This is a genomic window from uncultured Shewanella sp., assembly GCF_947497935.1.
Taxonomy (GTDB): Bacteria; Pseudomonadota; Gammaproteobacteria; order Enterobacterales; family Shewanellaceae; genus Shewanella.
The window spans coordinates 421,938-436,636 of sequence record NZ_CANMIO010000001.1 but is presented as its reverse complement, the minus strand read 5'-3'; the positions used below and the strand labels follow the sequence as shown (position 1 = coordinate 436,636).

The following is a 14,699-nucleotide window of genomic DNA, read 5'->3' as shown; positions in this document are numbered from 1 at the left end:
CATTTTAAGCGCTCTCTATAGGCACTTCATAAAGTCAATTTAAGTCAGTAATTTGACAAGCTATCAACCTTAGCCAGTAGCTAAAAGCGCTGTTGCAGCTAACAAAAATACTGCCACCTTATAAAGCTCGTCTGATTTAACTAAATATTAACCTAATGGATCTTGTCGCATTTTAATAGAGTAAAAGTTCAAATTAGCCCTTTAAGCTGCATTACTCTGCTATAAAGCAGCTTATGCCAAGTTGCCGCCCTCTTCGCAAAAGGATTGTCCACTAGCAACTAGTCTGATGTTGAATAAGTGACCCATTTAGATAAGTCTTCATCAAAGTAGCTTTCTTGGATGATGTTACCTTTGCCATCAAGCTTTTTTATCACCACTGCCAGGCCATTCTCATCGTAGACTTTAATCTGTTTATCTGTCACTACGCCGTTTACATAAGTACGTTTGGATATTAACTGGCCATTACAGTGATATTTAGCAAACTCACCATCTTCTACGCCCATGTTGTAATGCTCGCGAGAATCAACCCGACCATTTTCACCACAAAAGGTTAACTGCACCCCATGGCGGGTATTGAGTGGATTATAGCCATAATGCTGCTCTGATCGCCGTTTGCCATCTGATCCGTAGGTTTCTAATATGCCGGTATTGGTTACCCTGTCGTAGTTAAATTTGCTTCTTAAGCGACCATTACGATAGTAAGTTTTCTCATTGAGCTTTTTATAATCGGCATAAATAAATTCACTCTCGCTCTCAAGCAGGCCATCTGCATAATAGTCCTTGTGGCGTTGGCGCTTTTCACCATCAACAAAATAATACAGGCGCCATTCTCGGCCTTTTTCATAACTGATACTCTCGACTTCTTTGTCGCCTTCGAATCGCTTATAGCTGAGGATTACGCCCTGCTCATCATAAAGCCAATGATCCGTTTTTACGCCTGCTTGGTAAAGCCTCACCCATTGCGGCTTTCCAGTGGTCGAAAAGTGATAACTGATCTGTTTTCCATCTAACTTACCCGCCTTATACCAAGCCGTTTCATTGAGTTGATTGTTTAGCGTCGAGAAGCTATAGCCGTACTCGAGTCCATCTTGATACTGAGTCGCTCTATAAAACGCCTTGCCATAAGCATAATTGGTCGCAATACCAGTAAACAACTTGCCACGATAAGTCTCTGGGCAATCACTTTGATATTTCTCGCCACAGCGAGTTTGATCTAAATCGTCCTCACTAACCGGAAGCTGTATATCATTGCCGCATGCCGATAGTAACCAAACACTTATCAGCAGCATGAATAGGGACGTTACTCGCTTTAATCTTTGGGTGTACAGCATAATCATTACTCAATGTGGTTAGAGGTATTTGGCTGGCAAGCCTAATGCAAAAAAAATAAAACACGTAGATAAAACATCAACTTAAATAGCAGCACAATACACAGAGTTAACTGGGTTCTCAAATTACCTTGCCAACAGCGCTGACTTTATTGCCAATTTCTTAACTCACGTCACTGTATTCAATAAAACCCAGTCAAAATACCTCCCCTCTAGCTCTTCTAGGCAATGATTAACGCTAGTTAATTTCACATCTATAATTAAAGGCGTATAGTTTTTAAGTACTCCAGTCAGTTCTGTCATCTCTTTAACAAGAGGTATTGATTTGGGATGTACTCCTGCAACAGATATTGACGGTTCTACCATAGCTAACCTTTTCAGACGGGGAAACTTTAATGACAGCGCTTTGCTCACTCGCACAACCAGGGGTGTTATCTAATCCTACCTCCCATGTTGAGTACCTCACTTTTTGCCTCAAACCTAGCTCAGCACCCTCTGATGCTATTGACGATTGCATTGCTGCAATTGGCGGTATTGAAAAGTCTATAAACCACAAAGATCTCAGCGCTGGCCTCAATATCTCTGTTGGGTTCTCGGTAAACGCTTGGCCGCAACTTTTCCCCGACCATCCCTTACCGGCTGAGTTACACCCTTTTCCCGCCATGAGTAATGGCGAACGCGTATTTCCTGCTACTGCTGGCGACATCTTTGTGATGATTAAGTCTGAGCGCATAGATCTAAACTTCCAAGCGGCAAAGTACATACGTAACAGCCTGGCTGATATCGCCACTCTTACAGAAGATATACAAGGCTATAAATATCTAGATAACCGCGACATGATTGATTTTGTCGATGGTACTGAGAATCCAGATGGTGATGAAAGAGTCGAAGCGGTATTGGTTACTGATGATATTGAATTGCACCGTGGTGGCAGCTATCTGCATGTGCAGCGCTATATCGACCGTCAAGGCCTGTGGGACAAACAGACAACTGAATATCAAGAGCAAGTTGTTGGTCGCACTAAAATGGATAACGTAGAGCTCAATGATGACGTCAAACCTGCTTGGGCACACAACGCTAAGAGTAAAGTCGAAATTGATGGAGAAGAGATAAAGATGCTTAGGCAAAACCGCCCTTATGGTAATGCAATGGAGCATGGCACCATGTTTGTAGGCTTTGCCGCGACACCATCAATTATTGAAACCTCTTTAAGTCAAATGATTAACGCTGATGATAACGGCCACTATGATCGTTTACTCGACTTTGTTGAAGCCAAGACAGGTTGTTTATTCTTTATGCCATCTCAAACTTTTTTAGCACAATTTGAGCACGAGTAGACACATAGTGAAATAGCTTAATTCTCTAAGATAACGGTAGCCGTAGCGTAATGTTTCTCATCAGCGATGGATATATGGATCCGGCTACCACCAAGTACTGTCAGCCTTTTTGCAGCACCATTAGTAAAGGCAAGCTGTGGCGCGCCATTGTCATTATTACTGATCTCAATATGCTGAAAAGATACCCCACGACCAATGCCTGTACCCAGTGCCTTTGCCGCCGCTTCTTTAGCGGCAAAGCGCTTAGCCAGATAGCGTCCAGGTTGAGTTGAGCCTACAAAGAGTGCGAACTCTGTTTCGGTTAATACACGCTTGGCTAAGCGACAACTTAATAATGCTTCATCACCTGCCGTTGGAATACGCTCTTCAATCCGAGCTATTTCCACAATATCTGTACCTAAGCCTACAATCATAATGACTCTCTATCTAATATCACTTTTACCAGCTCTCAAAGGGATAAATAAAAGCCGAGCACTCATGTCTCGGCTTAATAGCATCAATAATAGCCACAACTTATTCGCCGCGTCGACCTTCTAGCATCAGCTGCTTCATATCACGTACGGCTTTATCTAATCCATCGATAGCGGCGCGAGCAATAATCGCATGGCCAATATTGAGCTCATAAAGCTCTGGAATCGCAGCAATTGCTTTAACATTATGATAATGCAAACCGTGACCTGCATTAACCACTAGACCTTTGCCATGAGCGTAGGTCGCCATTTCGCTAATGCGCTTAAGCTCTGCAGCTTGCTCGCTATCCGTTTCTGCATCGGCATAACAACCGGTATGAATTTCAATAACCGGTGCGCCAACAGCAACAGCTGCATCGATCTGAGTCTGGTCGGCGTCGATAAACAGAGAGACCTTAATCCCAAGCTTAGTCAGACGCGCTACAGCGGCAGCTATCTTCTCTTGTTGACCAGCCACATCAAGACCGCCTTCAGTAGTCAGCTCTTCACGCTTCTCAGGCACTAAACACACGTAAGCAGGCTTAATATCACATGCAATATTAAGCATCTCTTCGGTAACCGCCATCTCAAAGTTCATACGAGTCTTTAAGGTTTTTGCCAGTGTATATACATCGCGGTCGATGATATGACGACGGTCTTCACGTAAGTGAATCGTAATGCCTTCTGCACCAGCATGCTCTGCAACGGCTGCTGCATGAACTGGATCTGGATAATTGGTCCCGCGTGCCTGACGTAGAGTCGCAATATGATCGATGTTAACGCCCAATAAGATCCGGCTCATGATTGTTCCTTAAAAAGTAAGCAGAAATAAAAGACGATATTGTACTGATAGGGTTGCGGTTTAGCCAGTATAGTCGACTAAACTGTGATGAATTTATTGTGAGTGACTCTTACCTGTTACGGCCTAAAGTTTAGGTTTTTTAGCGAACAAGGTTCTGGAGTGCAGCGGTTTATCACCGAGGACTGGAGCTAATAGCTGTCGCATTAATTTCTTAGCTTCTAGATAGTGCTCTACCGTCAATGTACGCTGATTTAATGCCACCAACATCTCACCGGTAAAAAACTTATGCTGATTAAAGGCTGTCGCGATAACAGGCGTAAAGCCGTGGTCTTGATCTAAGCGGTAAAAGCCACTCGCTGTTATCGGTGCATCACTCGGGTCAAAATCCAGCGATGGCATAGTACCAAGCTCTTTCAAAAGCGCATGCTCAAAGTATCTGAGTTGGCTTTGATTAAACTCAGTCGCCATGGCAATTAAGGTACGATGATAATCAAAAAACAGATTCTCGGCGCTGTGTTGCACGCTTAAGCAACGAATTAACAGTTCATTAAGGTAAAGCCCTGAATACAAGCAGTCACCCGTTAACGGTACTGCGGGGCTAGCCGCCTCAACTTGTTTAAGGTTTTTGAGATCGGTTTTACCCTGCAGTTGAAAAATAATCGGCTGGAAAGGCTGGATAATGCTACGAATGGAGTTTTTAGCGCCACCTAAGCGTGCTACAGCATCAACCCGTCCCTTACCATCTACTAGTAAGTTAACTATGACGCTACCATCACGAAAATGCCTGCTATGAAGAACGTAGCCACGTTCCATACTTACGATTCCAATTCAGTAAGACCATCTTATTATGATCAATATAGGCAGTAAAAACATAAAAAATGATAACTAATAAAAATGCCCCTTCTTATCACTAAAAAGAGGCATTATTCGCTATCAAGCTAGTTGCGACTATTCGTCACCGTAACCTAAGCTACGCAGTGCGCGTTCGTCATCTGCCCAGCCAGACTTAACTTTAACCCACATTTCTAAGAAAACCTTGTTATCAAACAAGACTTCCATATCAACACGGGCAGCAGAACTGATCTTCTTGATGCGCTCGCCTTTATTACCAATCACCATACGCTTTTGGGTTTCACGTTCAACCAGCACCAAAGCATTGATCTGATAAACGCCGTTTTCCATCATCTTAAACTGTTCAATCTCTACCGTACAATCGTATGGCAATTCGTCACCTAAAAAGCGCATTAGCTTTTCACGCACGATTTCAGATGCCATAAATTTTTGCGATCTGTCTGTCACATAATCTTCTGGGAAGTAATGTGGTGACTCAGGTACTGAGGCTACTGACATATCTAAGATGCGCTGTACGTTAGTGCCTTGAGTCGCTGAAATCGGCAAAATTTCATCAAAAGGAAACTTCTTCGATAGCTCTTCAAGGTGCGGGAATAACGCTTCTTTGTCTTTAATGTTATCGACTTTGTTAATCGCTAGAATCGTCTTACGACCATCATCACGGCTCTGCAATTTACGCAGCACCATTTCATCGTCTGGCGTCCAGTTCATACCGTCGACAACAAATACCACTAGGCTCACTTCTGCTAGCGAACTCGCCGCAGCGCGGTTCATCAAACGGTTAATCGCACGCTTCTCTTCAATATGAAGACCAGGGGTATCGATAAACACCACCTGACGTGGACCGTCTGTATGAATACCCATGATACGATGACGGGTTGTTTGCGGCTTCTTAGAGGTAATACTAATCTTTTGGCCTAAGAGCTTATTAAGAAGCGTTGACTTACCCACGTTTGGGCGACCAACGATCGCCACCATGCCGCAATAGGTCACCGCGTACTTAACCGCTGACGACGGATTGTTCATATTAGCCAGTAGTTCGTCTAAACTTGGCTCTTGGCTTTCAGGTAAATCTTTGTTGTCACTCATTTCTTAATCAACTCCAACACTTGAGCAGCAGCACTCTGTTCCGCTTTTCTGCGCGAACTGGCTACTCCAACGACGGCCTGGCTCAAGTCTTCAACAATACACTCAACGGTGAAAGTCTGCTCGTGAGCATCACCTTCAGTATGGGCCACCCTGTAAACAGGCAGTGGTTTTCTAAACTTCTGCAAATACTCTTGCAGTAAAGTTTTTGGATCTTTCTGGTTTATCGGTTCAATAACCTTTAAACGCGATTCGTACCAGTTAAGGACTAACTTACGGCAATTCTCAATATCAGAGTCGAGATAAATTGCACCGATAATCGCTTCTACCGCATCGGCCAGAATTGACTCTCGTCTAAAGCCGCCACTCTTTAATTCTCCAGGACCTAGCTTTAGGTAGTCACCAAGCTTAAATTCAATAGCGATTTCAGCCAGCATCTTGCCGCAAACAAGTGTTGCACGCATGCGGCTTAAGTCACCTTCGGTGGCCGCTGGAAACTGATGATAAAGGGCATCAGAGATCACGATAGATAAGATTGAATCTCCTAGAAACTCCAATCTTTCGTTGTGCTTGTTAGAGGCACTTCTATGGGTCAAGGCTTGGTCTAAAAAGCCTTGTTCACTAAATTCATACCCTAAAGTTCGGCACAAACGTGGAATGTTCTTAATTGGTTCCATATTAAACTATTCCGCCTACACGGTTAAAGCGAACCCCTGTTGGGATCCAAGTCGGTAAAAAGTCTGCAGGCGTTCTGTCAAACTCGAAGCTAATCCAAATAGCTACAGCCTTACCTACTAGGTTCTGTTCTGGAACGAAGCCCCAGTATCGGCTGTCTTGGCTGTTGTCACGGTTGTCACCCATAGCGAAGTATTGACCTTCTGGTACAACAAATTCAGTTAGAGGAACATTTTCTTGACGGAAAAAGTGACTGATCATATCTGGACGAGATGGATTGATTAAAATGTCATGACTCACGTCTCCGACCTGTTCTTTATAACGAAGCAAAGCCGTACCATTTTGCGAGAACTCACCACGGTTAACCAAGGCTCTATCAACCATCTTTAGCTCTGGGCAAGGGCTTTGCCCCTCTGTACACGCCGGTTGAATATAAAGCTCTTTGTTGCGATAAATAATTCGGTCACCCGGTAAACCTATGATGCGTTTAATGTAATCAACTTGTGGGTTAACAGGATATTTAAACACTGCCACATCGCCACGCTCAGGTTTACCCGTCTCTTTAAGCGTAGTACGCCAGACAGGATCTTTAATACCGTAACTAAATTTCTCTACCAAGATGAAATCGCCAACAAGCAAAGTTGGCATCATTGAACCTGATGGAATTTGAAATGGTTCGTAAATAAACGAGCGTAAAATCAATACAAAAGCGATAACAGGGAAGATAGACTTCGATGTTTCGACAATTGCGGATTCACGCATAATCTTTTCGACGCTCTCTTCACTCAAATCTGCTTGTGCAGCTTGAGCCATTGCCAACTTCTCACGGCGCTTAGGCGCAAAAAACAGAGCGTCGGCCATCCACACTAAGCCGCTACTTAAGGTAACCAACACCAATATTAGAGAAAAATAGGCTGCCATTATTAAATAAACTCCTGCCAAACATAATCGGTTTTATGGCGATAGCGCCAAAGTCATTAATGGTTATACGCCAGTAATGAAAGCGCCGCAAATTGCGGCGCTCAGTCTAGCGATATATTAACAATTCTTAACGATTCAGCTTAATCATTAAGCTTTAGTACCGCTAAGAATGCTTCTTGCGGCACCTCAACGTTACCAACCTGCTTCATACGCTTCTTACCTTCTTTCTGCTTGTTCAGTAGTTTCTTCTTACGAGATACGTCACCACCGTAACACTTAGCCGTTACGTCTTTACGCATCGCTTTAATCGAAGAACGCGCAATAATCTGACTACCAACAGCTGCTTGTACCGCAATATCGAACATTTGACGAGGAATAAGCTCTTTCATCTTATTCACAAGCGCTAGACCCTTAGTACGGATCAAGCCTTTATGAATAATCATCGCTAACGCATCGACTCTGTCGCCGTTAATCAAGATATCTAAACGCACCATGTCGGCAGGTTCGAAGCGGATAAAGTTATACTCAAGAGAAGCATAACCGCGACTGGTTGATTTAAGACGGTCGAAGAAGTCCATGACCACTTCAGCCATCGGCAGTTCGTAAGTCAAGGCTACCTGGTTGCCGTGATATACCAAGTTTGTTTGTACGCCACGCTTTTCAATACATAGCGTAATAACGTTACCTAGGTATTCTTTTGGAACTAAAATATTAGTTTCAACGATTGGCTCACGCATCTCTGCAATGTTATTAACCGCAGGAAGATCTGATGGGTTATCAACATAAATAATCTCGCCATTCGTCTGGACGATTTCATACACTACTGTTGGAGCTGTAGTAATTAGCTCTAGGTTGTATTCACGCTCTAGACGCTCTTGAATGATCTCCATGTGGAGTAGACCCAAGAAGCCGATACGGAAACCAAAACCTAACGCAGATGAGGTTTCTGGCTCGAAGAACAATGACGCATCATTCAAGCTTAGCTTGTTCAGTGCTTCACGGAAGTTTTCGTAATCATCGGTAGAGATTGGGAATAAACCCGCATAAACCTGCGGTTTAACCTTTTTAAATCCGCCAAGCGGCTTTTCTGCACCGTGCTTAGAATGAGTCAAGGTGTCACCCACTGGTGCACCATGGATCTCTTTAATACCCGCGATAACGAAACCTACTTCACCAGTTTTAAGCTCAGTGGTATCGGTTTGTTTAGGCGTAAAAATACCAACACGATCAGCGTTATAGTTTTGTCCTGTAGACATAACCTTGAACTTGTCGCCTTTTTTCAGTACGCCATTTTTAATACGTACTAGCGACACAACGCCTAAGTAACTATCGAACCAAGAGTCGATAATTAGGGCCTGAAGCGGTCCCTCTGTATCACCTTCTGGTGGTGGAATTTGTTCTACGATCACTTCTAGAACATCTTTGATACCGATACCGGTTTTGGCCGAACATCGAACCGCATCAGTCGCCTCGATACCCACGATATCTTCGATTTCTTCCGCTACGCGATCAGGGTCAGCCTGCGGTAAATCGATTTTATTCAGAACAGGAACAACGTCCATATCCATCTCTAGCGCCGTATAACAGTTCGCTAGAGTTTGTGCTTCAACGCCTTGACCTGCATCGACAACTAACAGAGCGCCTTCACAAGCAGCAAGTGAGCGTGATACTTCATAGGAGAAGTCAACATGACCTGGGGTGTCGATGAAGTTTAGCTGGTAAGTTTCACCATCATTCGCTAAATAGTCCAAAGTTACACTTTGCGCTTTAATGGTAATTCCACGCTCACGCTCAATGTCCATTGAGTCAAGAACTTGCGCAGCCATTTCACGATCGGTTAAGCCACCGCATTCTTGAATAAGGCGATCTGATAGTGTTGATTTGCCGTGGTCAATATGGGCAATAATTGAAAAGTTTCTAATATGCTTCATTATGCTGGGATGACTTAACTCGAAGTTGATAAAAATTTTAAAGTGCAGAATTGTACCCGATTGCAGCTTTAATACCAATTTTTATAATGTGATAACTGAGGAAAAATTAACGAGTGTGTCTTAAGAGGGCACTAACTCGCTATCTCGATAGGCCTACCTAAAGACTTAATGATAACGGGCTGAGCCTCGACTTCTAATTTCTTGGCCGCTCGTTTTCCTACACTCCAAAAAACAAAGGCGCCGAAAACGGCTCCACAAATGGATAATAAATCTGAATAGTTACCCAATAAGTTTGCTATTTGATTTCCGCCAAATGCACCAATAAAAAGGCCAACAAGGGGAAGTATATACACTAAAGTTGCCGCTTTTAAGATAACACTCTCAGGCAAACCAAGCTTTAAGCGTTCGCCTTTAACAAACTGCCTATCACTTTGAATAGAAAAACGTTGCACCTTAGGTGAGAAGGCTTTTGAAACAGCAGATGTGCCACAAGAATCACCGCTCTCACAATGATTACAAGCACTCTTCATCTCAACTTCTACGACTACCCAACCAGAGTTGCTATTGGCGACAACTCTGGCGACCTCTTCCATCATGACGAAACCTTCATTACTGTAACATGATACTCTTGGCGATACGGCTCAAGGTCTCAGCAGGAACCTTACCCACTGCAACCACTTCTGCATTACCGACTCGTTCTGTAGCAAGTGATAATCCGTTACGAGTCACTAATTCGTCAGGCAGTGGCGCCTCACCCGCCTTGGCAACATAAACCGAGATATGAGCTAGACCATCACTAATGGCGATGTACTCAACTGCTTCTTTACTGCCAATCAGTCTGTGTTGATCTTTAATCAGCACCTTAAAACCTGCTGGTAACCAGCTAAACTGCCAATCTTCACCGCCGTCTCTGTCGGATTGTGACAACACAGGAGGCCACTCCTGCTTGTAGGCTTCTTTTAAAATCGCAGGGACTTCATCGAGTACTAATAGCTCGACCACTAACAACTGTTCTAATAGCTGCTTGTCGTCACTAATCATGTCGAAACGTAACGGCAAATAAGTATCCATATCCAGCCAAACTTGATAACCATAACGATTGTCATCAGTTGGAATAATGCGTACAAGTTGTCCTGGTCGACCGGCAATTCGACTACGCCCGCCCAACACGAACTGATAGCCTTCTTCAAGCTTAGACACATCGCCCGCTAATGCTCCAGGGATAACCCCCTGAATGCGATTAGAATGAACGCTATAGGCAGGTTGATCATGCTCAATAAAGGTCACGGTATTACCCACACGCACAGCATTTTTAGGTGGTCCATTTAGGTGTTCTAAAAAGGCCACTTCTTCGTCTTCGACTTTACCGTGTATATAAACCAGAGGGCGGATATGATCTGCCTGAAGTTGGATAAGGGAAATTTTGAATTCTTGTTCACGCAGGGCTTGGCTCATATTTTCTAGCCAAGCTTTGGCGGGCATATCTTCCCGCGCCATCGCGGGAAAACTCATGGCTATAATAGCCAATAGGATCAGACGCAAGCTAACTCCTCATTATTGAGCAACAGGTGTAGTATCGACCTCGCTATTGTCGTCGATATTCACTCCATTATTCAATCTTTGTTGCAACATATGATCTTGAATATAGGCATTGATACGGCGGCGCTGATCAGCAACCTGATCATTGGTATAGCTTTGGCTCTGTTGTACCGCACCGGTTTGTAGGCTTACAGGTGAAGCACTACCAATTAATGGACGCGTATTAAGCACAGGTAATGGAGAATTATCCATTAACGTATCTTGGTTGTAGTTCTGCACACCGACTACAGCCACCATTGCGACAGTTGCAGCTATCGCGTACTGGCCAAATTGCTTAAATAGTGGAATGACCTTCCCACTTGACGCACTCTCAGATGCTTTCACCGCAGTTGTTGGCTGAGGTGCCACAATCGCTGGCTCATCATCGATGGCAGCCATAATGCTTGCGCTAAGATCCAAAGACATTGCCTTTGGTAACTCACCACGCATCGCATCACCAATTAAATGATAATCACGCCACTGTTCATGTGAATCTGCGTCAGCGACTAATTCAGCTAACGTGTGCTCGTCAATTTCACCATCGACAGCAGCAGATACCCATTCCTGACCTAACTTATCCATTATTCACCTATCTAATTAAGATGCTAACGTTCTAGCAACGGCTTAAGCTTTTTATCGATTGCCTCTCGGGCTCTGAAGATCCGTGATCTTACAGTCCCTACAGGGCAATCCATGACATTGGCAATCTCTTCATAACTCATACCATCGAGCTCTCGCAAAGAGATAGCCATCTTCAATTCTTCTGGCAACGTGTCTAAAGTGTCGAAAACAACCTTTTGAATCTCATCTGACAAAACCAGACGCTCTGGGGAGGCAAACTCCTTTAGGGCGTCACTGCCATCATAGTATTCGGCTTCTTCAGCATCGACATCATTCGCTGGGGCACGACGCCCCTGAGCGACCAGATGATTCTTCGCAGTATTGACTGCAATGCGGTACAACCAAGTATAAAACGCACTCTCACCGCGAAAGTTTGGTAACGCACGGTAAGCTTTAATAAAAGCTTCCTGAGAAACATCGGCAACATCGGCCTGATTTCGTACGTAACGAGATATCAGATTCGCGACCTTATTTTGATATTTCTGCACCAAAAGGTTAAAAGCGTTTTTGTCTCCACGCTGTACGCGCTCAACTAATTGTTGATCACTTATTTGTCCACTCATCCGAGCCGACTACTCCTAAATCTAATACTGATTTCTCAGCCGCTCGAATCATATTCACTTATGTAGACTAGCGAGTTTCAAAAAAGTTCTAAAAAAATTTGCAAAGATGTGATTTTCTTTTACGGAATCTTTGATTTCTTTATATGCGACCTATGAAAGTATCCATATTCGACGTCATGGTTTAACATAGTCGGACTCCCAGATAACTCTATGATACCTGATGAAACAAGTAGTTGAACACCAATCTGACGTTTTGGTTATCGGCAGTGGTGCCGCCGGTCTCACTTTAGCTTTGCATCTTGCTGAAAAATCAAAAGTTATTTTGCTTTCCAAAGGACCACTAAGCGAAGGCTCAACCTATTATGCACAGGGCGGTATCGCCTCAGTATTCGATGAAGGTGACACAATTGAGTCTCACGTTGCCGACACATTAGTTGCCGGAGCAGGGCTTTGCGACGAACCTGTTGTTAAATTTACGGCTGAGAATGCCAAAGCAGCAATGCAATGGTTAATTACTTGCGGCGTCGCCTTCGACAAAGAAGAAGTGCCGGCCGGAAGTACCGCTGAAGCACCTTATCACTTAACCCGTGAAGGTGGTCATAGTCACCGACGTATTCTGCATGCCGCAGATGCAACTGGCAAAGAAGTGCAAGTAACCTTGCAAGACCGAGCTCGTAACCACCCAAATATTCAAGTACTTGAAAGATACAACGCCATCGATTTGATTACTACACGAAAATTAAATCGTCCTGGTAACCGTGTTCAGGGTGCTTATATTTGGAATAGAAATGAAGAGCATGTTGAAACCGTTAAGGCGCGTTTCGTCGCCTTAGCAACAGGCGGTAGCTCCAAGGTTTATCAATATACCTCTAACCCTGATATCGCATCAGGTGATGGCATTGCCATGGCGTGGCGCTCAGGTTGCCGCGTAGCAAACATGGAATTTAATCAATTCCACCCAACGTGTTTATACCATGCTGATGCACGTAACTTCCTACTCACTGAAGCACTACGCGGCGAAGGCGCATTTTTACGTCGCCCTGATGGAACCCGCTTTATGCCAGACTTCGATGAACGTGCAGAACTCGCCCCGCGCGACATCGTTGCCCGCGCAATCGACTATGAAATGAAGCGCCTAGGTTCAGACTGCGTTTACCTTGATATTACCCATAAGCCAGCAGACTTTATTATTAAGCACTTCCCGACTATCCATAAGCGTTGCTTGGAGTTAGGAATTGATATCACCACAGACCCGATCCCTGTCGTACCTGCAGCCCACTACACTTGTGGCGGCGTGATGACTGACTTACACGGTCAAACCGACCTTAACGGTCTGTATGCTATTGGTGAAGTGGCCTATACTGGTCTGCATGGTGCCAATCGTTTAGCCAGTAACTCGCTACTTGAGTGCTTAGTGTTTGCCAGAGCTGCTGCCGAAGATATTGAAAGCCAGTTAAATAAAATCCCTATGCCGGGCACATTGCCTGCTTGGGATGAAAGCCAAGTGTCTAACTCAGATGAAGAAGTGGTGATTGCTCACAACTGGCATGAGCTACGTCTGTTTATGTGGGATTACGTTGGCATTGTTCGCTCTGATAAACGTCTTGAGCGTGCTCTTCGACGCTGCGTGATGTTGCAGCAAGAGATCCAAGAGTATTACAGTAACTTTAGAGTCAGTAATAACCTGCTAGAACTGCGTAACTTAGTTCAAGTAGCTGAGCTTATCATTCGCTGTGCAATGGAGCGTAAAGAAAGTCGAGGCCTGCACTACAATATCGATCATCCAAACAAGGATGCATCACCAAAGCCAACCATATTACAGCCTGATTAACCACATGGTTAACAGCAGTAGTAACAACTGTAGTTCGTTAATCAGAGGTAATCTTTTATCTCTGACTAGCTAACTGTAATAGACGACACAGGTGTCGATAGTTTGTGTCGTCTAACATATCCGCCCATAGCACGAGTCTTTTGTTCCCCCCCGTAAAAGTGATATCAAACATCACCGCAAATGGTGTAATTATGGGCTTGCCCTGTAAAACAAACTCTGTACCATTTTTAAATTTACCAGCTCCATCAGCTTTAAGCATAAATTGACATTGCCAGTGCTTTAATCGATAAATCTGCCAAATAAAAAAGCCACAGCAGGCACTGAACAATAGCAATTTGAGCAAGATATAAATGGTATTTTCGGCATAAGGCCAAATAAGGAAAGAGCTTAAACAGATAAGGGAAAGAACGGTCAGAGATATTCGCTGACCGTTTGATGAATTCAGGTCAAAGCTATGCTGCTGGACGTCCACGAACTTTAATAATCATTTCGGCAAACGCAGGATTTGGGCACTGTTCATGACCCATAAACCAAGCAAATAATTCTGGATCTTCGCATTCAAGCAGCTCAACAAAAACGGTTTTATCTTCTACCGATAAACTTTCATATTGCTGCTCAACAAAAGGCTGGAATAAGACATCCAGCTCTAGCATGCCTCTGCGGCAAGCCCACTTAACTCTAGGTAACTTCATTGGTTCTTGGCTTGATTCAGACAACGTGAACGC

General features: G+C 44.0%; 16 protein-coding genes. 2 read left to right on the top strand and 14 right to left on the bottom strand.

The genetic code is table 11. From position 1 onward, the window contains the following. Nucleotides 1-278: 278 nt before the first annotated feature. Entirely contained in the window at nucleotides 279-1,331 is a 1,053-nt protein-coding gene (locus tag Q1A86_RS01875; protein ID WP_299802132.1) for a hypothetical protein, read from the bottom strand. A 392-nt stretch (nucleotides 1,332-1,723) separates the two neighbouring features. On the opposite strand from Q1A86_RS01875, the gene Q1A86_RS01870 reads away from it, so the two are divergent. Further along, nucleotides 1,724-2,665 (top strand): Dyp-type peroxidase, encoded by a 942-nt coding sequence (locus Q1A86_RS01870; protein ID WP_299802131.1) that lies wholly within the window; start codon nucleotides 1,724-1,726, stop codon nucleotides 2,663-2,665. Nucleotides 2,666-2,682: 17 nt separating this feature from the next. Here the strand turns inward: Q1A86_RS01870 and acpS are convergent, their stop codons facing one another. The 11 genes from acpS to rpoE form a co-directional block, all read right to left on the bottom strand. Beyond that, the gene (gene acpS, locus Q1A86_RS01865) at nucleotides 2,683-3,078 is read right to left on the bottom strand and encodes a holo-ACP synthase (protein WP_299802129.1); all 396 of its coding nucleotides are present in this window, start codon (nucleotides 3,076-3,078) and stop codon (nucleotides 2,683-2,685) included. A 100-nt stretch (nucleotides 3,079-3,178) separates the two neighbouring features. Continuing rightward, nucleotides 3,179-3,916, bottom strand: a complete 738-nt coding sequence (gene pdxJ / locus Q1A86_RS01860) for a pyridoxine 5'-phosphate synthase (protein WP_299802127.1) — start codon at nucleotides 3,914-3,916, stop codon at nucleotides 3,179-3,181. Nucleotides 3,917-4,039: 123 nt separating this feature from the next. After that, nucleotides 4,040-4,729 (bottom strand): DNA repair protein RecO, encoded by a 690-nt coding sequence (gene recO / locus Q1A86_RS01855; protein ID WP_299802125.1) that lies wholly within the window; start codon nucleotides 4,727-4,729, stop codon nucleotides 4,040-4,042. Between the two features lie 135 nt (nucleotides 4,730-4,864). After that, the gene (gene era / locus Q1A86_RS01850; protein WP_299802123.1) at nucleotides 4,865-5,857 is read right to left on the bottom strand and encodes a GTPase Era; all 993 of its coding nucleotides are present in this window, start codon (nucleotides 5,855-5,857) and stop codon (nucleotides 4,865-4,867) included. Beyond that, nucleotides 5,854-6,531: a ribonuclease III gene (gene rnc / locus Q1A86_RS01845; RefSeq protein ID WP_299802121.1), complete on the bottom strand. Its 678-nt coding sequence runs from the start codon at nucleotides 6,529-6,531 to the stop codon at nucleotides 5,854-5,856. The genes era and rnc overlap by 4 nt, the downstream gene beginning before the upstream one ends. Before the next feature lies 1 nt (nucleotide 6,532). Continuing rightward, nucleotides 6,533-7,450, bottom strand: coding sequence for a signal peptidase I (lepB, locus tag Q1A86_RS01840; protein ID WP_299802120.1), 918 nt, complete (start codon nucleotides 7,448-7,450; stop codon nucleotides 6,533-6,535). A 140-nt stretch (nucleotides 7,451-7,590) separates the two neighbouring features. Continuing rightward, nucleotides 7,591-9,381, bottom strand: a complete 1,791-nt coding sequence (lepA, locus tag Q1A86_RS01835) for a translation elongation factor 4 (RefSeq protein ID WP_299802118.1) — start codon at nucleotides 9,379-9,381, stop codon at nucleotides 7,591-7,593. A 131-nt stretch (nucleotides 9,382-9,512) separates the two neighbouring features. After that, entirely contained in the window at nucleotides 9,513-9,977 is a 465-nt protein-coding gene (locus Q1A86_RS01830) for a SoxR reducing system RseC family protein (protein WP_299802116.1), read from the bottom strand. Between the two features lie 13 nt (nucleotides 9,978-9,990). Beyond that, nucleotides 9,991-10,923: a MucB/RseB C-terminal domain-containing protein gene (locus Q1A86_RS01825; RefSeq protein WP_299802114.1), complete on the bottom strand. Its 933-nt coding sequence runs from the start codon at nucleotides 10,921-10,923 to the stop codon at nucleotides 9,991-9,993. A 12-nt stretch (nucleotides 10,924-10,935) separates the two neighbouring features. Beyond that, nucleotides 10,936-11,541 (bottom strand): RseA family anti-sigma factor, encoded by a 606-nt coding sequence (locus Q1A86_RS01820; RefSeq protein WP_299802112.1) that lies wholly within the window; start codon nucleotides 11,539-11,541, stop codon nucleotides 10,936-10,938. 23 nt (nucleotides 11,542-11,564) lie between these two features. Continuing rightward, entirely contained in the window at nucleotides 11,565-12,143 is a 579-nt protein-coding gene (gene rpoE / locus Q1A86_RS01815) for an RNA polymerase sigma factor RpoE (protein ID WP_202720438.1), read from the bottom strand. 220 nt (nucleotides 12,144-12,363) lie between these two features. Between rpoE and nadB the strand changes: the two genes are divergently transcribed. After that, nucleotides 12,364-13,974, top strand: a complete 1,611-nt coding sequence (nadB, locus tag Q1A86_RS01810; RefSeq protein ID WP_299802110.1) for an L-aspartate oxidase — start codon at nucleotides 12,364-12,366, stop codon at nucleotides 13,972-13,974. 55 nt (nucleotides 13,975-14,029) lie between these two features. Here the strand turns inward: nadB and Q1A86_RS01805 are convergent, their stop codons facing one another. Together Q1A86_RS01805 and Q1A86_RS01800 are read right to left on the bottom strand one after the other, a co-directional pair. Then, nucleotides 14,030-14,446, bottom strand: coding sequence for a protein YgfX (locus tag Q1A86_RS01805; RefSeq protein WP_299802109.1), 417 nt, complete (start codon nucleotides 14,444-14,446; stop codon nucleotides 14,030-14,032). Further along, on the bottom strand, nucleotides 14,427-14,666 hold the full coding sequence (locus Q1A86_RS01800; RefSeq protein ID WP_299802246.1) for a succinate dehydrogenase assembly factor 2: 240 nt from the start codon (nucleotides 14,664-14,666) through the stop codon (nucleotides 14,427-14,429). Before Q1A86_RS01800 ends, Q1A86_RS01805 begins: the two co-directional genes overlap by 20 nt. Nucleotides 14,667-14,699: the final 33 nt, after the last annotated feature.